The organism is Limosilactobacillus antri DSM 16041, assembly GCF_000160835.1.
Lineage (GTDB): Bacteria > Bacillota > Bacilli > Lactobacillales > Lactobacillaceae > Limosilactobacillus > Limosilactobacillus antri.
On record NZ_GG700733.1, the window covers coordinates 310,446 to 330,862 of the forward strand.

Annotated in this window: 19 protein-coding genes; 10 read left to right on the plus strand and 9 right to left on the minus strand. The window is 50.9% G+C overall.

Annotated features, from left to right (window positions below; all coding sequences use genetic code 11):
* Positions 1-66: 66 nt before the first annotated feature.
* Both gndA and zwf read right to left on the minus strand, forming a co-directional pair.
* Positions 67-1,503: an NADP-dependent phosphogluconate dehydrogenase gene (gene gndA, locus HMPREF0494_RS05100; RefSeq protein ID WP_040458816.1), complete on the minus strand. Its 1,437-nt coding sequence runs from the start codon at positions 1,501-1,503 to the stop codon at positions 67-69.
* 135 nt (positions 1,504-1,638) lie between these two features.
* Positions 1,639-3,120: a glucose-6-phosphate dehydrogenase gene (zwf, locus tag HMPREF0494_RS05105; RefSeq protein ID WP_040458817.1), complete on the minus strand. Its 1,482-nt coding sequence runs from the start codon at positions 3,118-3,120 to the stop codon at positions 1,639-1,641.
* A gap of 301 nt (positions 3,121-3,421) precedes the next feature.
* Between zwf and HMPREF0494_RS05110 the strand changes: the two genes are divergently transcribed.
* Both HMPREF0494_RS05110 and HMPREF0494_RS05115 read left to right on the plus strand, forming a co-directional pair.
* Positions 3,422-3,985, plus strand: coding sequence for a cadmium resistance transporter (locus tag HMPREF0494_RS05110; RefSeq protein WP_007123878.1), 564 nt, complete (start codon positions 3,422-3,424; stop codon positions 3,983-3,985).
* Between the two features lie 31 nt (positions 3,986-4,016).
* Positions 4,017-4,367, plus strand: a complete 351-nt coding sequence (locus tag HMPREF0494_RS05115) for an ArsR/SmtB family transcription factor (protein ID WP_040458818.1) — start codon at positions 4,017-4,019, stop codon at positions 4,365-4,367.
* A gap of 31 nt (positions 4,368-4,398) precedes the next feature.
* On the opposite strand, the gene HMPREF0494_RS05120 is transcribed toward HMPREF0494_RS05115, so the two are convergent.
* Positions 4,399-5,565 carry a CynX/NimT family MFS transporter gene (locus tag HMPREF0494_RS05120; protein WP_040458819.1) on the minus strand — a complete coding sequence of 389 codons (1,167 nt, stop codon included), beginning with the start codon at positions 5,563-5,565 and terminating at the stop codon, positions 4,399-4,401.
* A gap of 157 nt (positions 5,566-5,722) precedes the next feature.
* Here HMPREF0494_RS05120 and HMPREF0494_RS05125 point away from each other — a divergent pair, with 157 nt between their 5' ends.
* A complete protein-coding gene (locus HMPREF0494_RS05125; RefSeq protein ID WP_007123881.1) occupies positions 5,723-6,163 on the plus strand; it encodes a VOC family protein in 441 nt (146 codons plus the stop codon).
* A 61-nt stretch (positions 6,164-6,224) separates the two neighbouring features.
* Here the strand turns inward: HMPREF0494_RS05125 and nrdI are convergent, their stop codons facing one another.
* Positions 6,225-6,701, minus strand: coding sequence for a class Ib ribonucleoside-diphosphate reductase assembly flavoprotein NrdI (gene nrdI / locus HMPREF0494_RS05130; RefSeq protein WP_007123882.1), 477 nt, complete (start codon positions 6,699-6,701; stop codon positions 6,225-6,227).
* Positions 6,702-6,906: 205 nt separating this feature from the next.
* Between nrdI and HMPREF0494_RS05135 the strand changes: the two genes are divergently transcribed.
* From HMPREF0494_RS05135 to HMPREF0494_RS05145, 3 genes are read left to right on the plus strand one after another with little or no spacing between them, the layout of a single operon-like run.
* Positions 6,907-7,770 (plus strand): multidrug ABC transporter ATPase, encoded by an 864-nt coding sequence (locus tag HMPREF0494_RS05135; protein ID WP_040458820.1) that lies wholly within the window; start codon positions 6,907-6,909, stop codon positions 7,768-7,770.
* A 15-nt stretch (positions 7,771-7,785) separates the two neighbouring features.
* Complete coding sequence (locus HMPREF0494_RS05140; RefSeq protein WP_007123884.1) at positions 7,786-8,322, plus strand: NAD(P)H-binding protein; 537 nt, start codon at positions 7,786-7,788, stop codon at positions 8,320-8,322.
* Position 8,323: 1 nt separating this feature from the next.
* On the plus strand, positions 8,324-8,839 hold the full coding sequence (locus tag HMPREF0494_RS05145) for a DUF1836 domain-containing protein (protein ID WP_007123885.1): 516 nt from the start codon (positions 8,324-8,326) through the stop codon (positions 8,837-8,839).
* A gap of 84 nt (positions 8,840-8,923) precedes the next feature.
* Here the strand turns inward: HMPREF0494_RS05145 and HMPREF0494_RS05150 are convergent, their stop codons facing one another.
* Both HMPREF0494_RS05150 and HMPREF0494_RS05155 read right to left on the minus strand, forming a co-directional pair.
* Complete coding sequence (locus tag HMPREF0494_RS05150) at positions 8,924-10,045, minus strand: AI-2E family transporter (RefSeq protein ID WP_007123886.1); 1,122 nt, start codon at positions 10,043-10,045, stop codon at positions 8,924-8,926.
* Positions 10,045-10,887, minus strand: a complete 843-nt coding sequence (locus HMPREF0494_RS05155; RefSeq protein WP_040458821.1) for a TIM barrel protein — start codon at positions 10,885-10,887, stop codon at positions 10,045-10,047. The genes HMPREF0494_RS05150 and HMPREF0494_RS05155 overlap by 1 nt, the downstream gene beginning before the upstream one ends.
* A gap of 125 nt (positions 10,888-11,012) precedes the next feature.
* On the opposite strand from HMPREF0494_RS05155, the gene HMPREF0494_RS05160 reads away from it, so the two are divergent.
* Together HMPREF0494_RS05160 and HMPREF0494_RS05165 are read left to right on the plus strand one after the other, a co-directional pair.
* Positions 11,013-12,641, plus strand: a complete 1,629-nt coding sequence (locus HMPREF0494_RS05160) for a bifunctional aspartate transaminase/aspartate 4-decarboxylase (RefSeq protein ID WP_040458822.1) — start codon at positions 11,013-11,015, stop codon at positions 12,639-12,641.
* Positions 12,641-13,552 carry a hypothetical protein gene (locus HMPREF0494_RS05165; protein WP_007123889.1) on the plus strand — a complete coding sequence of 304 codons (912 nt, stop codon included), beginning with the start codon at positions 12,641-12,643 and terminating at the stop codon, positions 13,550-13,552. Before HMPREF0494_RS05160 ends, HMPREF0494_RS05165 begins: the two co-directional genes overlap by 1 nt.
* 76 nt (positions 13,553-13,628) lie before the next feature.
* On the opposite strand, the gene HMPREF0494_RS05170 is transcribed toward HMPREF0494_RS05165, so the two are convergent.
* Together HMPREF0494_RS05170 and ybaK are read right to left on the minus strand one after the other, a co-directional pair.
* Positions 13,629-15,062: a C69 family dipeptidase gene (locus HMPREF0494_RS05170; protein WP_007123890.1), complete on the minus strand. Its 1,434-nt coding sequence runs from the start codon at positions 15,060-15,062 to the stop codon at positions 13,629-13,631.
* A 90-nt stretch (positions 15,063-15,152) separates the two neighbouring features.
* Complete coding sequence (gene ybaK / locus HMPREF0494_RS05175) at positions 15,153-15,671, minus strand: Cys-tRNA(Pro) deacylase (RefSeq protein ID WP_007123891.1); 519 nt, start codon at positions 15,669-15,671, stop codon at positions 15,153-15,155.
* 127 nt (positions 15,672-15,798) lie between these two features.
* Between ybaK and HMPREF0494_RS05180 the strand changes: the two genes are divergently transcribed.
* On the plus strand, positions 15,799-16,530 hold the full coding sequence (locus tag HMPREF0494_RS05180) for a GntR family transcriptional regulator (RefSeq protein ID WP_040458823.1): 732 nt from the start codon (positions 15,799-15,801) through the stop codon (positions 16,528-16,530).
* A gap of 20 nt (positions 16,531-16,550) precedes the next feature.
* Here the strand turns inward: HMPREF0494_RS05180 and HMPREF0494_RS05185 are convergent, their stop codons facing one another.
* Positions 16,551-17,666: an acyltransferase family protein gene (locus tag HMPREF0494_RS05185; protein WP_040458824.1), complete on the minus strand. Its 1,116-nt coding sequence runs from the start codon at positions 17,664-17,666 to the stop codon at positions 16,551-16,553.
* Between the two features lie 285 nt (positions 17,667-17,951).
* Here HMPREF0494_RS05185 and HMPREF0494_RS05190 point away from each other — a divergent pair, with 285 nt between their 5' ends.
* Entirely contained in the window at positions 17,952-20,363 is a 2,412-nt protein-coding gene (locus HMPREF0494_RS05190) for a phosphoketolase family protein (RefSeq protein WP_007123895.1), read from the plus strand.
* Positions 20,364-20,417 lie beyond the last annotated feature (54 nt).

Here is a 20,417-nt window from a genome sequence, read left to right on the forward strand (position 1 = left end):
AGTAATTAAAAAGGCTGGGAGAAAACACTGTTTTCTCCCAGCTCCTTAAAACTGACTTAATTTCAATTATTGTTCTTCGTACCAGCTGTAGTGGTAGTTACCTGGGCGGTCAACCCGTTCGTAGGTGTGCGCACCGAAGTAGTCCCGTTGTGCTTGCAGCAGGTTTGCAGGAAGCACTTCAGCACGGTAGGAGTCGTAGTAGCTGATCGCAGCACTCATTGATGGTACTGGGATACCAGCCTTAACAGCCAAGGCAACAACGTCCCGGATAGCCTGCTGGTACTTCTTGGCAATGTCCTTGAAGTAGTCGTCCAGAAGCAGGTTCTTCAGGTCAGGGTTCTTGTCAAAGGCGTCAGTGATGTTTTGCAGGAATTGAGCACGGATGATGCAGCCCGCACGCCAAATCTGTGCTAATTCACCCATCTTCAGGTTCCAATCGTAACGTTCGGAGTCGATCCGCATTTGTTCGAAACCTTGTGCGTAGGACATAACCTTACCGAAGTAGAGGGCTTGACGAACCTTTTCAATCATTTCCTTCTTGTCGTCGATGGAGATGGAGTCGGTTACTTCAGGCAATACCTTGCTTGCGGCAACCCGTTCGTCCTTCATCATGGAGATGTAACGAGCGTAAACAGCTTCGGTGATAACTGATTGTGGAGCACCACCATCAAGGGCCGTCATTGATGACCACTTACCAGTACCCTTGTTGGCACCCCGGTCAAGAATCATGTCAACGATTGGCTTGTTCTTGTCGTCACCCAGGTCATCCTTACGGGTCAGGATGTCGGCAGTGATGTCAACAAGGTAGCTTGATAATTCACCCTTGTTCCATTCAGCAAAAGTCTTGGCGATGTCGTCAACTGGCATCTTCAAAACGTTCCGCATGATGTTGTAACTTTCGTCAATTAATTCTTCGTCACCGTATTCGATTCCGTTGTGAACCATCTTGACGTAGTGACCAGCACCGTTAGGGCCGATGTAGGCAACACATGGCTTGCCATCTTCTTCGGCCTTGGCAGCGATCTTAGTCAGAATTGGGGCAACCAGGTCATAAGCTTCCTTTTGACCACCTGGCATCAGGGCAGGACCGTGGAGGGCACCCAATTCACCACCGGAAACACCCATGCCGATGAAGTTGATGCCGGACTTGTCCAGCTTAGCGTTCCGTGCCATCGTGTCGTGGAAATTAGTGTTCCCACCATCGATCAGAACGTCACCCTTGTCAAGCAGAGGGAGTAATTCATCAATGACAGCATCGGTTGGCTTACCAGCCTTAACCATCAGCAGAATCCGCCGTGGCTTTTCCAGTGAGTCGACGAAATCTTTAATTGTGTAGCTAGGAACCAGCTTCTTATCGCTGTGGTCCCGCATCATTTCGTCCGTCCGGTTGCGGTGACGGTTGTATACACCAACCGTGAAGCCGCGACTTTCAATGTTCAATGCAAGGTTCTTACCCATAACAGCTAAACCGACAACACCGATTTGTGCTTTATTCTCTGACATCAAAGTCACTCTCCTCATAAGAAAATACATGTAATAATTTTCACAATGTCCATTATAGCAAAAAAATCAAACTGTGCAACCGATTTAATAACAAAAAGCGTTTTAAGCCGAAACTTAAAACGCTTGGTTAAATTATTAGTGGTTGAGGCGGTAAACCCACTTGCGGCCGTCACGCGCCAACAGTTCGTCGGAAGCTGCTGGACCCATTGAGCCTGGAGTGTAGTTCGGGAACTGCGGCTTTTCAATGTCCCAGAGCTTCCGAATAACGTCAACAAATTTCCAGGCGTAGGCAATTTCAGCCCATGATGCAAAGTTGGTGTGGTTGCCTTCCAGAGCATCGTGGAAGAGACGTTCGTACGGTTCTGGGGATTCCTTCTTGTCGGAGTCGCTTTGCAGGTACTTGAGGTCGACTGGCTGAGTCGTGAAGCCTTGACCAGCCCGCTTGGCGTTTAATTGCATTGCGAAGCCAGACTTTGGTTCAACAAAGATCGTCAGGACGTTGGAGTTTAATGATTGGTCACTTTCGTTGCGTGGGTCGGCGAAGATGTCGATCAGCGGCTTCTTGAAGACCACGTCAATTCGGGTAAACTTGTCAGCCAGCTTCTTACCAGTCCGAACGTAGAACGGTACCCCTGACCAGCGGTAGTTGTCAAACAGCAGCTTGGCAGCAACGAAGGTTTCGGTACCAGATTCTGGGTCAACCCCGTCAGCGGAACGGTATGCTTCAGTGCCGTCACCGGCATCGTATTGGCCGCGGACAAAGTTTGCTGCCGCCTCAGATGGGGTGTAGACCCGCAGGCTCCGCAGTGCCTTGATCTTTTCAACCCGGACGTCGGTGTCAGTAAAGGAAACCGGTTGTTCCATTGCCAATTGGGCAACAATTTGCATGATGTGGTTTTGCACCATATCACGCAGGGCACCGGATTGGTCGTAGTAGCCGGCCCGTTCTTCGACACCGAGCTTTTCACTTAGAGTAACCTGAACGTTGTCAATGTAACGGTTGTTCCACAGTGATTCGATAATAGTGTTACCAAAGCGCAGGGCCTGGATGTTTTGCACCATTTCCTTTCCCAGGTAGTGGTCGATCCGGAAGATTTGGTCTTCGTCGAAGGTCTGGGACAGTGCGTCGTTGAGTTTCTTAGCAGAGTCAAAGTCCCGACCGAATGGCTTTTCAATTACCAGCCGGTTGAAGCCATCGTCGGACAGCAGGTCCTGCTTCTTCAGGTTCATGGCAATGGTTCCAAAGAATTGCGGTGCCATTGACATATAGAAGAGACGGTTGCCTTCAGTACCGAATTGCTTGTCCAGTTCTTCAATCCGCTTCTTAAGAATCGTGTAGTGTTCTGGCTTTGTAACGTCGTGGGACTTGTAGAAGAAATGCTTGGAGAAGTCCGCTGCTTCACCATCGCGAGTTTCTTCAACATCCTTGATTGAGTTGCGAACAACTTCTTGGAATTCTTCGTCACTGTATTCGTGACGGGAAGTTCCAAGAAGTGCAAAGTGATCCGCTAAGTAGCCCTTTTGGTAGAGCTTGAAAAGGGCAGTGTAGAGCTTCCGCTTAGCGAGGTCACCGGTAGCACCAAATAGTGTAATAACAGCTTTGTTTTCTGTAGCCAAAATGTTCACTCCTTCTGTAATTACAGAAATTTTTTCACCATTCCCAATTATATACTCTCGCGGTTAAGTCTGCACTATAAATGAAATTGTTTTCACGTCGGGGCGGGAATGGCCCATTATGGGCAAAGTGCTTCAGAATCGGTTTCAATTGTTGACCGCTTGATAATGGTCTAGAGCAAAAGTTTTTTTTGCAAAGGGTTGCATTCAGGGACTCTTGACGGATAATAAAATCATTCCTTGTATATATATCGAAAATGTTATATAAATATCATATCAAATTCGATATATAAGGAGCGAGCTTATGAATTACTGGTTATTAACGTTAACCTTTATTGCGGTCAACCTGGACTTCTTTTTTATTTTGCTATTATTGCTGCACCATTACCGCCTTCGCGACGTCATGGTCGGCTATCTCATCTGTGTGCTTTTGCTGATGAGCGCGAGTTACCTTATTGGTCAGGCCCTCGCCCTGTTTTTGCCGGAATGGGTATTAGGAACTTTAGGAATTTTACCAATCTACATGGCGATCCGTGACGGTGATGATGAAGCAGGCAAGCAGCGTCAGCATTCGCCAGTCCTGGCGACCCTAGCGACCTACCTGGCGGTCTGCGCGGGGTGCAACCTGGCCATTTTTCTGCCGGTTCTGATCGACCTGTCCAGCCAGAAGTTTTTACTAGCAGCCATCTTTATCGCGGTCCTCTCGGCCGTGGCGGTGATAGTGGTCAAGGGGATCGGTAAAGTGCCGGTGGTTAAGAGGGTGCTTGAGAAAAATGGCGAACTGCTGATGAAAGTGATTTATATTGGCGTTGGATTATACGTTTTTTACGATAGTGGACTAATCCACCACCTGCTGACTTTGCTATAATAGACAAAAATGAGGAAAGAAGTGGCCTGGATTGACCTCTGTGCATAGTTTAATTGCCGAAGCGGCAAAGATTTATAAGGTATTGAGCAACAGTCACCGGATTGAAATTTTATACTTCCTGCGGCACTGTGACCAGGCGGTCCCGGTTTCGACAATCGTTGACCACCTTCAAATGTCGCAACCCGTGGTGTCAAAACAACTCGGGATCTTGTATCGCTACCAGCTGGTTTGCCGCCGGCGGGAGGGAACCAAAGTTTACTACTTTTTAGATGATCCCCACGTAGTTGAAATGGTCGATGATATGCTGAACCACGTTAAACATGAGATTAAGGGCGAACCCCACCCTCGCACCCTCTACAAAACAAAAGCAACGCACCGGTAATGTTGGCACGTTGCTTTTTTCGTAAGAAGGATTAAATGTACTGATGGCGCTCGGCGAGCATCCCGAAGAGGGTAAAGAGGAATGCGGCTGCCAGAATTACCACGACGCTGGCGAACCAGCTGTGGGTCTGTGCATTCAGGTTGCCGACGATGACGGGACCCAGGGCGGCAATCAAGTAGCCGATGGATTGAACCATTCCGGAAAGGTTGCGGGTATCCGCGGCACTCTTAGTCTTGAGGCCAAACAGGGTCATTGCCAATACAAAGGTGGTGGTTGAACCCGCGCCGAGCAGCAGGGCAACAACGCAAAAGTAAGCGAAGGAGTTGACCGGGAAGAACATCATGATTGTGCCAGCCATGGCGGAAATTCCCGCAGCCAGCATGATTGGTTGCCGGTTAGTCATCCTTGCCGCAATTACGGGTACCGCAAAGGCGAACGGCAGGGCAAACAGCTGGAGCAGGCCGGCAATCAGACTAGCCTGGTCACTACTGAGGCCAGCGCTCATGGCAATGGTTGGCAACCAGGCAACGACGCTGTAAAAGACAAAGCACTGAAAGCCAAAGAACAGCAGCAGCCACCAAGCGTTGAGCTGTTTCCACATATTAGTTCCCCTGTCGGCTTCCTGGCCAGCCACCGCGTGCTCATTATATTTCAGATTGGGCAACCAGACGATGGCACTGATTAAGGCGATGAGGCTGATGAGAATTACCGCAGTTTGCCAGCTGCTCTGGTGGGTAATTGGCGTGATGGCGTAGGCCCCGATGGCGGCAAACAAGGTCATCGCGGTGTTATACATCCCGGTAATGCTCCCGATCCGCGCGGGGAATTTATCGGTAATAATTGCGGGCAGCAATACATTGATACAGGTGATTGCGACCCCGACGAGGACCGTTCCGACCATTAACAATGGAAAACTGATGATTCGGAGGTAAGAACCGATAAACATCAGTGCCATGGCGATCGCAATGGTTAATTCATTACCAATTCGCTGGGCGGTCGCTGAAACAACGGATGATAACAGGCCAAAGCAGAGTAGCGGGATGGTCGTTAGAATGCCGAGACTGGTTGGCGCCACGCTGAAGGTCTGGGCAATTTCCTTGATGACGGAGGGGATGGAGGTAATTGGCATCCGCATACAAACGCCGAGCAACAGGAGCCCTAAGACCAGCAGTGGACTATGTTTTCTTACTTTTTCCACAAGATTCGTCCTTTCGTGAGTTAAAATCGCTAAGCACCATTATAACATAATAAAACCTTTTACTAACAGGCCAACCTCGGTCCTGACGGCGGGCAAATTTGACGGGAACCGCTTCTAACCATATAATCAATAGCGAAGATTGACACGGAGGAAAAATATGACGGCAAAAATCTACCCGTACTTAACTTTTAAAAACGCCAAGGAGGCGATGGACTACTACGTCCAGAACTTTGGGGCGCAGATTATGCACCACCAGCCGCTCAGCGAAGAACAGGCCGAAAGCATTGGCTTAGCTGCCGCCGATTTGACGGCGACGACCCTCTATGGGGAGTTTTCCATTGCGGGACAAAAGATTGTTTGCGCGGACGCAACGATGGGGACCCCGCAAACCTCAACGTTAATTTCCATTATGTTGAATTTTGGTGATGATAAGGGGGCTGCCCAGCGGCTTTTTGCGCAGTTGGCGGACTCCGATGAGCAGCGGGTGACGGTGCCGTTTGGCAACTGGATCCTTGGTGGAATGATGGGTCAGGTGGTGGACCGTTACGGGATCACCTGGTTGATCTGTACGGGCAATCAATTAGTTGGCGTGGAATAACGTAATAAAAAACTGGCACTCGACGCCGAGTGCCAGTTTTTTATCTATGAATAATGAATCCTTAGGCTTCGCTGCTGCCGTTTTTGGCCCATTCCTTGGTAAGAGTACCGTAAATTCGCTCAACGTCGGCGTCAGTTCCCCGCAATTCGTAGTTATCCAGGAACGGTGCGTCGAAGATCTTAGCGTATTTCCGCGCGGTCAGGCAGTATTGTTCGTTAAAATTCTTGTTGCCGCTGCCGACCACCCCGATGCAGTACCGGGCGTTGTTACCGTCTTCAATGTATTCGCCGAGGGCGGTGGTCATGATTTCGGTATAGCCGGAATCAATCCCGTTGCCACCGGTAAGGTAGGTCGGAACGAAGACGAAAAATGGTTCGCTTTCGCTGGCTGGGGCGTCCTGGGGACCAATCTCCTTCGCGTTGATTTCTGGATTAGCTTGGTTAATCATATTCTGCTGCTTGGCAAAGGCGGTTAACCGTTTGACAAAGGAACGCGTATTTCCTTCCAGCGATATGTATAGGATATTTATTTTGGCCATTAGAACTCTTCTTTCTGCTTTATATTCTCATGGGTTTAATTATACGCTAAAAAGCCGGTAACTTGTAATGTTCTTTTGCACTAATCTCATTTTTAAGCTAATTTATTATTTTTTTAGGGTGAAATAAGTTGAATAATAAACCATCTTCCCGGCTAAAATGCTAAAATTAGTACTAATCGTAAGTTCTTTAATGGGGGAATGGATTGTGAGCAGTGTTGTGTTGAATAACCTAACGTTTGAAGCCAAGTCAGGAGCCGAACTGGAGGAAGTATCGCTGGGCCTGATGGCACCCCAGATGGTGGCCCTGTGCAGCAATAGTGAGGCACCGGTACAGGCCTTAGAGCAGCTGCTGATGAATCAGGGAAAGGTGATTGAAGGGTCCGTACAAATTAACGGCGGTGACTTGGGGCAGCTGAGGCACCATCCCGAACAAGCGGTGGCTTCGTTTTCCCGTTTGGCGCTGAAGGGCAAAACGGTGGAGCGCGCGATTCACCACGCCAGCCGGCACCTAAAAGATGCTTTGACCGTCGAACAAACGCTCCCGATGCTTGCACCGTTAGGAATCAAGCATGACGATAAGGTGGCCGGGCTCACGGCTGCCCAGCAGGTCGAACTACGGATAGTTATTCTGCTGGCCCTCCGGCGGTCGGTCGTCTTCCTTGGCGATGCACTAGACCAGTTGACAGCGGCAGCCCGGCAGACGATTGGCAACCTGGTGGCGGACTATGCTCATAAGACCAACTCTGTGGTGCTGTTTTCCAGCAGCGACGTTTCAACTATGATGCGGTTTGCCAAGACGATTTACTACTTTAGCGGCAGCCGGCTGACGTCTGCTCGTGATATTACCGCTAACGATGGTGTCGATTGTACCGTGACCGTGACGGGAACGGGCCTGCCGATTGACGTGGCAATGAAGATGGGGGCCCATATGCTCGGCGAGGCGGCCAACCAGACCCGGTTCTTGTATACCGGAAATATTCAAGCCCTCCTGCCGCTGCTGGAGCAGAGTACCATTACTGATGTTCGGATTGAGGACGCGACGGTAGACGATGAATTAATGGCTTATTAGCAGAGGAGTGGTCAAATGGGGCGAACGATAATTGTTAGTCGCCGGCATGATCGGCTGGGCCAGCTGATTATGAAAAAAATGTACGATGCGGTGGCGGTAAGCGGCCCCAAGCTGAATTTTCAGCAGGGTGACCAGTTATGCTGGCTGCCGGAGGTGAGCGAGCCTGTAGACGAGGAGGTCCAAGCGCTGGTGGCGCAGATCGACCAGGCGGTGTTTACTCCCCAAAAGATTGTCATGCTGTCAATGGCAGGAACGGCTGATGATGCCAGCCTGGGGCAGCTCCAGCGGTGGTACGGCAAGGGCGCTCAGGAATACCTGTGGGCCCACCAGTACGCAATCAAGATGATTGATGAACTAGAGTTGCCATACACGGTGATCCGGGCCCTGCCGCTGACCACGACGAGCCGGCCAGCAGTAATCACTTCAGAGGGGCAGGCGGTCACCGGCCAGGGGGTCAGTGAGGAAACCCTGGTGGGCGTGATTGAGCAGGCCCTCTTGACGGACCGCTACCGTAACCAGTCGATTGGGGTTTCCGCAAAGGAGGAAGACTAAGATGATCCAACAAAGTTACCAAGATTGGGCGGGGAAACTTGCCCAGACGCAGTTTCCCCGTTGGAAGGAATTACCAACGCTGGGCCTCTACATTGACCAAGTCGTAACGATTGTGAACGATCAGCTGCTGGCAATTGGTGTTGAGCCGCTGACCAAGTCAATGGTGAATAACTACGTCAAGAAAAAGGTGATTCAAGCGCCGGTTAAGAAAAAGTACGCGGTTAACCAGCTGGTTGACCTTCTACTGATCGGTCTGTTTAAGACGAGTTTTTCGATTGAAGAGATTCGGGCGGGAATTGCGGAAGTCACCGTTGCCGCCTATCCCCAGAAGGCCTATGACCAGTTTGTTGAGCTCCTCAACGCTAGATTGGCGGGGCGGGCCTTGCAGCCGTTAGTGGACTACCAGCCCAGCCAGCAGCTGGAGCTCTATGCGATCGATGCTGTGCTGACGCAGCTGAAGGCCACCCACCTTCTGCGGGAGCTGCATCGGCAGCGATCCGCTGCGCAGGTGAAATAAATTAAAAATGACTCCCAGAAATGTGGGCTTTTGACCACATTTCTGGGAGTCATTTATTTTTTCTTCCGGCTGGTGGCGGGTTTATCAGCCTTCCTGCCCAATTTGCGCGTTGGCTTCACGCTTGCCGACGTCGGTAGCAACGATTTGGTAGAGGGCGGCAAAGAGGGGCACCGTCAGCATCATGCCGAGAATTCCGGAAATGCTGCCACCGACGATTACCGCGGCAAAGACCCAGACGCTTGGCAGGCCAATGCTCTTGCCGACCACCAGCGGGTAGGTGATTCGGTTGTCCAGCTGCTGCAAAACAATGATGAAGACGAGGAAAATGCCCGCCTTTAGTGGTGAAACGGCAAAAATCAACACAACCCCAATGCTAGCGCCCAGAATGGCCCCAATAATCGGGATGAGGGCGCCAATTGCGGTTACGACCCCAATCATTGTTGCGTAGGGCATCCGCAAAATGGTCATTCCGATAAAGCAGGTGATTCCCAAAATCGCGGCATCCTTGCACTGTCCGCCGATATAGTTGCTGTAACAGTTGTCAAAGGTTCTGACGACGTACATTAGGGGCCGCTTGATTTTGCCCAGGTAGGCATCAATCAGGCGGGTACACTGGTGGGCTAACATTTCCTTGTAAATCAGCAGGTAGATGGAAAAGAAGAAGGCTACGACCGAGGTGGTGGCGACGGAGACGACCGACGAGGCGGTGGACATCAGGGCCTTGAAGGTGCCGCCAAAGCCGTAGGACAGAATCTTTTCGGCCTTGGCCCAGCTCAGGTGACGGATGTCAAAGCGGCGAAAGATGTCCTGGAGGTTGCTATTGTGCTCGAAAGCCGTGATGAACCTGGTAATTACCCTGCTGTGGTTGTTGATTAAAAGCTGGACGCAGCTGATTAACTCGGGGATGACCAAGCGGATGACGATTGCCAAAATTAAGAAAATCGACAGGTAGGAGAGGACAATTCCCCATAGGCGCTGGAACTTTCGGGCGCGGGGCCCCTTAAACAGTTGCTGGTAAAGCTGTTCGTACTTGCGCAACAGCAGGTTGACAATGTAGGCGATAATTGCGCCGATAAGGAGGGGCGTTACGGCGGCAAAAATCGTCGCGCACCATTTCGCAAAGTGGGGCCAGAACACGATGGCCAGGTAGAGGGCAAAGAGGGCCAGTGCCAAGGAGATGTGCTGGCGGTTGACGTATTTTTTCATTAACGGGCCTCCTGGTGAGTTAGCTGGTCGGCGAGCCGACTGAGGTAAGTGTGGCTGGCCAGCTGTTCTTGACAGTCGGCTTGGTCATGCAGGTTGATCTCATAAATACTGCTTGCGTGGGGATTCAAACGGGGCAGGACCCCAGCCCAGTCGATCTTACCGGTCCCTAACGTTAGACTGTCGTGCGTCTGCCCCAGCGAATCAACGAGGTGGTAGTGGACGACGGCGGGGGCCAGGTGACTGAGGGAGGCCTGCAAGCCCTGGTTGTCCCCGTGCAGTTCGATGAAGCAGTGGGAGGTGTCAAACGCCAGCCGGTAATGGTGGGCGAGAATTTCCGCTTCCTGGTCAGGGTCACCGTATGCGAAGACCGGGGCGATGGAATTTTCAAACATGATGTGGTCGCCACCGGCCCGTACAAAGCGGTCCAGCCGCCGGTAAACGGCGTCCCGAGCTGCCTGGACGGAAGGATACAGGGCCACCATGTGTTCAACCGTGGGGCCAGAATAGCCGCCGTGGACCAGGACCTGGACGTTCAAGTCGTCTGCCAGGCGGATAAGCTGCCCAGTGGTTTCTTCAATGAAGCGGTATAACTCTGGATAATCTTTTTCGGGAGCAACGACGTCGGAATGGTACTTGCCAAAGGCCATCGGGTGGTGGAGGACGATCTGGCGGACACCCCGTGATTGGACGTACTGAATCGCGTCGGAGAGGTGCTGGTAGCCTGCCGGAGTAAAGTCACTTGCGGCGGTGAAAAATTCGTAAACTTGCGGGTGGTGGCGCAGGCGGTCGTCGATTTGTTTGCGACTGCTGCTGCCCTTTAAGCCGAGCTGGGGATGAAACATTGTCAAGACTCCTTTCGGTCCTATCATAGCAGATTTTAACTAGGGTGATAAAAAGCAGCTAAGCTTTGTTATAATGAAGGCGTTTAGAGATGGGGATTGTAGTTTGTGATCGGAGGGACAAAACGATGACGGCAGATATGAATATTTTTGAACAAGTTGATGACTCGAAGGTGAGCAGTTTAGACCAGCTGTCCAACTTTGAAGTGGCGGCGATCTTTAATAAGTATGCCCAGCATAACCTGCGGGGCAATGAGGTGGTCAACGGCGGCCGGGGGAACCCGAACTGGATTGCCACCACGGCCCGGTTGGCGTACTCGCGCTTGCTAGAGTTTGGGGTGACGGAAGCGGAACGGACTTACTTTGACCCGCGGGGGATGGCCGGTGACGTTCAAAAGGCTGGCATTTACCAGCGGCTGATGATTGCCCTCAAAGAATCACGGCGGGACATCTTTTTACGGACGGCGATTGACGCGGCCGTTAGCCAGCTGGCGATTAAGGATAAGGATGCCTTTGTCTATGAACTGGTTGATGGGGCCCTAAGCGACCACTACCCTTACCCGCCTCGTTGCTTAACTTACACCGAGCAGGTTTTGCAGCAATACCTGCAGAAGGTTTGCTTCAAGGATGTTCAGCTGGCGGCGGATGTTGATGTTTTCCCGACCGAGGGCGGCACGGCGGCGATGGTTTACATTTTCCAGGAGCTGCACTATGCCCACATTCTGTATCCCGGGGACACGGTGGTGGTTAATTCGTCAATCTTTACTCCGTACTTGCAGATTCCCGAGCTCAGTGAATACAACCTGCGGATCAAGACGGTCACGACCAAGCGGGAGGATAACTGGCAGATGACCGATGAACAATTTGAAGAATTGAAGGATCCGCGGGTCAAGGCCTTCTTTGCGGTGAACCCGACTAACCCGACCGCCCGGGCGTTTACACCGGAACGGTTGGCGAAGTTCAAAGAAGTTGTCAAGGCCAATCCCGACCTGGTAATCATTACGGATGACGTGTACGGAACCTTTTCCCCAAGCTATCAATCGATCTTTGCGGTGGCACCGCACAACACAATCCTGGTGTACTCGTTCTCGAAGCTGTACGGCGCGACTGGCCAGCGGCTTGGGGTGGTTTGTATGCATCACCAGAACGTCTGCGACCGAATCATCCAAGAAAATTTACAGAACCGGCGGCTGAAGGAGCTGGACGAGCGGCGCTACTCAATTGTGGTCCCGAACCCCCACAAGATGAAATTTATTGACCGGATGGTAGCTGATAGCCGGGCGATTGGCCTTTACCATACCGCGGGGCTCTCCTCGGCCCAGCAGGTAATGATGGATATGTTTGCCCTCTCCAACCTCAAGGACGCGGGCCTGAGTCCGTACGTTAAGCTATCGCGGGAAGTCGTGGCGGACCGTTACCACGAATTTTGGCACGGCCTGGGAATCCTGCCGGATGAAACGCCGGAAAATACCCGTTATTACACCCTAGTTGATATTTTTGATTTAATGCGCCAACGGCATGGCAAGGAGTTCTGCCAGTATTTCAAAGATAATTATAACTACCTTGACTTTACCTACCGCTTGGCAACCGAATTTGGTGCTGTTGTGATGGATGCGACCGCCTTTGGGGCAGAGAAGGGCAACGTCCGGGTATCATTAGCCAACCTGAAGAAGGCGGACTACCGGAAGCTCGCCCAGGCGATCCTTGACTTGGTAGATGAATACTACCAGGTATTTAAAAAGAAAAGTAAGAAGTGATGGGCTGCTTGAAAAAGAGAACTGCGAAACGGCCGTTGATCTTAGCGCCGCAGCTACCACTAGCTTGGACAGTCTGCTGGCTAGTGATGGCTACCGTGGGCCGGGCACTGGGGCGGCCCCTGGCAACCGGGAGCGACGTCCAGGAATCCGTCCTGCTGCTTTCGGCAGCCGTGATGGTTGCGAATATCTATAACTTAGTGATTTTATACCAGCGGCCGGATGAAAACCACCGGCAGGTTGACTGGCTGGTGATTTCTTATGCACTGGTCCTGATTTGTTCCACCGTGCTCGCCTGGGGGCAGCCCCGGCTAATCCTCCTGCCGCAGACGCTCGCCGGCTGGCCGCTGGTTTTCCTGCTGCTGAACGCCAGCCAGGCGGGACTGGGAATATATTTCTGGCAGAGTTGGCCGCGGCGGCAGTGTCACGGCGAGGAAAGCTGCTTGCCGCTGTGGCAGGTACCGGTGGCCTTGGGAATCACGGCCCTGCTGCTGGCAGCCCTAATTCAGCCTGGCGGCGGCCGGCGGGTGGTGGTCCTCGCTAGCGGAGTCGGCCTGGTTTTCCTCCTCGTCTGCCAGTGGCGTAATCGGGACCGCTTATTTGCTATGGTTCCAGCACGGTTGAGCGCTGGCTACCAGGTACTGCTTGGCGGCCAGCTGGCGGCACTGTTATTTAGCCTCGTTTTAGGCGGAAGTACGCTGGTGCAGCGCTGGAATGGTGAACCGATGAACTTAATTGGCGCCTGTTTTGCCATTAGCGTTTTAGTGGTGGAACTGACTGCGGGCGGGTTAGCCGCAATGCAGCGTTATCAATTGCAGTACCAATATGGCCTTGCGCGAACCCACCGGTTACGCTACCGCTGTTTGGGCGCCCTCTTAGTGGCGGGACTGTTAATTGGCTACTGTTTAGCTTGAGATTTAAGAATCCCCTGCGCGGATGATGTTTGTCGTCTACGCAGGGGATTTGTTTATTCGGGAATTGTGCCGTTATTTAGAGGTTTTTGTCCATGACGAAGGTGAGCTTGGAAAGCTCCAGGCCGTGCATGATTAGCTGTGCCATCAGGTTCTTGGTCCGTTTGGCAAGTTCGGCCACCATCTTGTGGCTCTCGGCACTCAGAAAGGCACTGACCTCACCGTCGTCTTTGCCGGCAACTTGCGGGGCAATGGTATTGACCCAGCGGTACAGGTATTCCCGGCAGTCCTTGAGGTAGTCGAGATCCTGTTGGGCAAACTCCGCATGGTGTGCTTCCACGATCATTGACAGGGCGCGGTACATCCAGTAGGCGCTCTTGAGGTCCATGTTAAGCTCCATTGGGGTTTCCCGGTAGCTTTCGTCCATGTCCTGGGCCTGGCCGAAGAATGGAACGTATGGGGTAAAGGTTGGCACCCCGAAGCACATCCACATGATGGTCGAGGCTGCTTCAGGCAGGTCGTTGCGGACTTGCAGGACGTGCGAGTTCTGGGTCCGGTTTAAAGAAATCGGCCGGAAGAGGTGTTTTTCTTCGTCGGTTCCCTTGCCCAGCGGATCGTAAGGCGTCCCCTGGTAGTGGCTGCTTAATACTTGTTCCACATCCTCCAGGGTCAGCTTGCGGTCGCTACGCATAATGAATGGCAGGTCAAAGTCCAGCGGATCCATCTCTACGCTGGGGTTGAGAAGCTTATGGCCGTACCATTGCCGCGGTGTGTTGTAGTGCTGGTCGAAGAAGTTGGCGGTGCCAAAAATGTGGCGGAAGTTCCAGCCGTGCTTGTCCGGGTTTAAGTGGTGGTTTTCAACGAACTCTTGGATTCCTTCAGACCACATAAAGTTATCCGGATCGCTAAAGTCGACCTGCTGAATTGCAACCCTATTCCCGGTGACCGCATAAGCGTCGTCGGGAATTCGTTGGGCAACCCAGTGGTGGCCAGTAACGATTTCCATGTACCAAATATCATTTTTGTCGCTGAAAATCACTCCGTTGCCTTCGGCCGAACCGTATTTCTTGATCAAACTACCTAAGTAGCTGACCCCTTCCCGGGCGCTGTTAATGAAGGGCAGGGTGGTGGCAACGATCAGGTCTTCGTTAATCCCAGACTCGGTGTTGAGGGGGTCAAACGACAGGACCCGTTCGTTCGCGTAGACACTTTCGGTGGCGCTCATACCGACGTTTTGGGAGTTAAAGCCGCTCTCGTCAAAAATTCCCTGGTTCTTGTAGTCGACATTTGGGGTGCCCTGGTAGCTGTAACCAGTTGCGGGCCGGTCGACAACACACTTGTTGAGGTAGGCCTTCACCTGGTTGGGGTGGTTGCGGTAGGCCGGGTAAACAACCAGGCGCATCGGGTTTAACGGACCAAAGGTGTCGTCATTGCGGGCAGCCATGGTAGAACCATCAATCGTGGCGTTTTTACCAACCAGAACGGTGGTGCAAGCAGATAAATTTTTCTTCATTGTAATTGAATCTTCGACCTTTCTATTAAAGTGGTGGTATATTTATTCATTCTAATGGTTATCAATAAGCTGGTCAAACGCTATCCTTGCCTAGCCGTTAAAATTAGCCTGCTGCAGGTCGGCAAACTCGGCGTGCACCAGCCGGGCCAGGTCTTCGGCGTTGAGCTGGACCGACCGCCCGATTTTTCCCGATGAAACGTAAATGGCCCCCTGCTCTTTGGCTGCCTGGTCGATAAAAATCGGGTACTGGAACTTTTCGTAAATTCCGACTGGGGTGTTGGCCCCGTGAACGTAGCCGGTGGTCTTGAGCAGGTCCTTGAGCGGCACCATACTGACCTTCTTGTTCCCGGAAACCCGGGCCAGCTTCTTTTCATCTAAGTGGGTATCGATGGGGATGACCCCGACGAGTGGCCCCGTAACGTTGCCGGTCAGGACCAGGGTCTTGTAAATAGTGTGCTCAGCAACTCCAGTGTGGTCCACCGTCATTGTGCGGACGTCCCCATCCTGGTGGGTCGGGAACACAGCTTGCCGGTAAGCCAGCTTATTTTTGTCAAGGATCTGTTCGACTTGGGTCTTTTTTAATTTGCTTTTTTGCTTCTTTTTGCTCATAATAAAAATTCCTTTCAAAAATAATGGAACGGACCAATCTTTTATAAAAAGGTCCCAATTAAAAATAGGTCTGTTATACTAGTAGTGAGTTTGACCGTACAGGAAATCAATCTGAGGAGCTAAAAACATGGCAGATTTAGTATACCGCTCTGTAATGCGCGATATAAAACAAAAGATCTTAAAAAATCAGTATGCGGGGATGCGCCTGCCGGATGAGCGAAGCCTGAGTGAAGCTTACGGGGTGAGCCGCAGTTCCATCAAACGCGCGCTCGGCATTCTAGCCCAACAGGGAATTATCTTCAAAAAACGGGGTTCGGGAACCTTCATCAACCCCCTCTACCTTAAGAACCAGTCCCTTTTCCACTATGAAGGCAGCAATTTGGGGATTACCGATAGTTTTCAATTGGATGGTAAGAAGCAGAGCATCCAGCTGCTGGACTATCAGGTTGTTCCGGCTAGTGCCGACATCCAGGAAGAGCTTTTCCTTAGTGATACCGACTTTGTTTACCAGATTAAACGTTTGCGGTTGATTGATGACCAGCCCTTTATGATTGAAACGGGCTTTATCCCGATTAAAATCGTGCCAACCCTTTCCCCCGCGGTAGTCAATAGTTCAATTTTCAACTACCTGGAAGATACGAAAGGGAAGCGGGTTACCAAGTCCTTTACGACCATCAGTGTGTCGCCATCGACGGCTGATGACCAGCAATTGCTGGAGTTGAAACCCACGGAGCCGGTTGCGGTGATGGATGGGGTCTTCTTCCTTGATGATGGGACCCCGTTTGAAGTTTCCAGTATGCGCATCCACTATCACTATATGCGTTACAGTACCTTTATTAACCTGGACCAGGAAGGCTAGCAGCGGTTGAGAATCTTTTCTCAGCCGTTTTTGATTTGGTGGTGGCCACACCGCCGTTTGACCCCCGACCAGGTGCGGTGGGCACCGTAGGCAAAGGCGAAGGAACAGGCAACGGTAAAGACGACCAGCAGGGGAAGGGTGAGCTCAAGGGGCAGCCACGGCAGGAAGTGCTGACAACCCTGCCAGAGCCAGTATAGCCAAAAAACGTGGCCGAGAAAGGCGCGGTGGGCATAGAGCGCAACCCAATGGATAAGGGGCAGCCACTGGTTGTGAACCCTTTGCAGGTGGGTGAGGAAGGTAGCAATTAGGCCGATCGTTGAAAGGTTGTAAAAAACCATCGATGGCAGGTAGTAGGGCGCGTTGGTGAGCCGAACGGGGTAGCCGTAGTGAAAGAAGTTGGCGGTAACGATGTACAAGCAGAGCAGCCAGAATGCTAACTGGGCTAGCCAATGTTGGGCTATGAAGGGTTGCAGTCGCTTGGCGAATGCGTAGGTCAGAACACCGCCAACAGCGAAGATTAAAAAGCTTGGGAAAATCCGGTCGAGCAGGTACCAATACTGGGGATGGCTGTTATGGAAAACGAGCCGCTCATACAAGAGGTGCCAGCAGATTTCAAAGAGCAGGGTCAGGACAAACAGCAGCCAGCCGCGGCTCGGATTGTGCTGCATTACCCGGGCCAGCCACCAAAAGAGGGGCATGATAATGATAAATTGCAGCATCATGACGTTATACCACAAGTGCGGTGCTGCATTACCGTTGATAAACTGCCAGCAAAAACTTGCCCAGTTGTGGTAATGCTGGTGCTGTTGTAGTTGCGGCAAGCCGACGAGGTAAACAGCAGTCCATAGGATTGAAGGGATAAACAAGACGTGCCAGCGGTTAAGCATAAACTGCGGGTAATCGTGCCAGCGGGCCGCGGGGTGGGTGCGGACGGTTGAGTATACAATCCCAAAGATAAAAGCGGGCGCGCTGAACTTAATCAGTTCATAAATACCGCCCAGAAAAAACTGTTGCCCAATGGCCCGGGTTTGCGGCAGCAAGAAGGAGATGACTGATTGGGTCATCACGGTCGTTACTGCCATTAGTTTTTCGCAGTCCCCAATGTCTGCTTGGTTAAGTCTGGTTAATTCTGCCAATTGATCATCGCCTCCCGCCATTAAAAAATGAAATATTACATTTTTTAGTATACACCCCAGCGCTTTTTCGGGATTAAAAGGCCCTTATAATGCAGTTTTTGCCGGCGATTGCCAACACGGGCCAGTAAAAGAACAAGCAAAATTTAATAATTGGACCGTATCAATTTTCAAAAAGGTTGACTTTAAATAAAAAGCGTTTATCATTAAAGATGTAAATTGAATGATTTACGTTAGTTGTTAGAAGCACGAACGTATTTGATTTATTCAGAAGGAGTGTTTATTAGAATGGCAGTAGATTACGATTCCAAGCAATACTTGGAAAGTGTTGATGCTTACTGGCGTGCTGCAAACTACCTCGGTGTAGGTACTTTGTTCTTAATGGGTGACCCACTGTTACGTCAACCATTGAAGGCAGAAGACGTTAAGCCAAAGCCAATTGGTCACTGGGGTACGATTGTTCCACAAAACTTCATTTACGCCCACTTGAACCGGGTTATCAAGAAGTACGACCTTGACATGTTCTACATCGAAGGTTCCGGTCACGGTGGCCAAGTTATGGTTAACAACTCATACTTGGATGGTTCATACACTGAAATTTACCCTGAATTTACTCAGGACACTAAGGGAATGGCTAAGCTGTTCAAGCACTTCTCATTCCCAGGTGGTACTGCATCACACGCCGCACCTGAAACTCCAGGTTCAATCCACGAAGGTGGGGAACTTGGTTACTCACTTTCCCACGGTGTTGGTGCAATCTTAGATAACCCAGACGTTATCGCTGCTGTTGAAATCGGTGATGGTGAAGCTGAAACTGGTCCATTGATGGCATCATGGTTCTCAGACAAGTTCATCAACCCAATCAAGGATGGTGCGGTATTGCCAATCATCCAGATTAACGGTTTCAAGATTTCTAACCCAACTATCCTTTCCCGGATGAGCGACGAAGAACTGACTAAGTACTTCGAAGGTATGGGCTGGAAGCCATACTTCGTTTCCGCTTACAAGGAAGCTGACCGTGAAGGTGAATTCGACGGTTACAAGGACCACATGGATGTTCACGAACAAATGGCTAAGACGATGGACAAGGCCATCGAAGACATCAAGGCTATCCAAAAGAACGCTCGTGAAAACAACGATGAATCACTGCCACAATGGCCAATGATTATCTTCCGTGCACCTAAGGGTTGGACTGGTCCGAAGAAGGATCTTGACGGTAACCCAATCGAAAACTCATTCCGTGCTCACCAGATTCCTATTCCGGTATCACAAGATGATATGGAACACAAGGACATGCTGGTTGACTGGATGAAGTCATACAAGCCAGAAGAACTGTTCGACGAAAATGGTCACCCAGTGGACTTAGTTGAACAAAACACTCCTGACGGTGACAAGCGGATGGCAATGAACCCAATCACTAACGGTGGTAAGGATCCTAAGCCGCTGATCTTGCCTAACTACCGTGACTTCGCCGTTGACGTTCAAAACCACGGTACTGTTGTTAAGCAGGACATGCTGGAATGGGGTAAGTACCTCAGCAAGATGGCAGAACTGAACCCAGATACTTTCCGTGGTTTCGGTCCTGACGAATCTAAGTCTAACCGTCTGTACGCTATCCTTGACAACCAAAAGCGTCAATGGATGGAAGAAGTTCACGAACCAAACGATGAAGACGTTGCACCACAAGGTCGGATGATTGATTCTCAACTGTCCGAACACCAAGCAGAAGGTTTCCTTGAAGGTTACACTCTGACTGGTCGTCACGGATTCTTCGCAACTTACGAAGCATTCGGTCGGGTTGTTGATTCCATGCTGACTCAACACATGAAGTGGTTACGGAAGGCTAAGGATCTTTACTGGCGTAAGCAATACCCAGCATTGAACTTTGTTGATACTTCAACTGTCTTCCAACAAGACCACAACGGTTACACTCACCAAGATCCAGGTCTGTTGACTCATATGTTCGAAAAGGAACGTCCAGACCTTGTTAAGGAATACCTGCCAGCAGATACTAACTCCCTGATGGCTGTATCCAACAAGGCCTTCAACGACCAAGAATGCATCAACATCTTCGTAACTTCCAAGCACCCACGTGCACAATGGTTCTCCATTGACGAAGCTACTGAACTGGTTGACAACGGTCTTGGCTACGTTGACTGGGCATCTACTGACCAGGGTAGCGAACCTGATGTTGTCTTTGCTTCAGCTGGTACTGAACCGACTGAAGAAGCACTTGCCGCAATCGACATCCTGCACGACAACTTCCCAGAACTGAAGATCCGTTACATCAACATCATCGAAATCATGAAGCTGATGAACACTGACAAGAACCCTGAAGGATTGACTGATGCAGAATTCAACCAATACTTCACTACTGACAAGCCAGTAATCTTCGCATGGCACGGTTTCCGTGACATGATCCAAGCCCTGTTCTTCGACCGTGCTAACCGCAACGTTCACATCCACTCATACGAAGAAAATGGTGACATCACCACTCCATTCGATATGCGTGTATTGAACGAACTGGACCGGTTCCACCTTGCTAAGGACGCTATCCAAAACGTACCTGGCTACGAACAAAAGGCTGCTGCTTTTGTTGCCAAGATGGACAACATGATCAACAAGCACAACCACTACATTCGTTCAGAAGGTAAGGACTTGCCAGAAGTTACTAACTGGACTTGGAAGGGTCTTAAGTAATCAACTCCTGATTGCTAATTAAACACTTAATAAATAAAAAAAGCACTAGCAAAT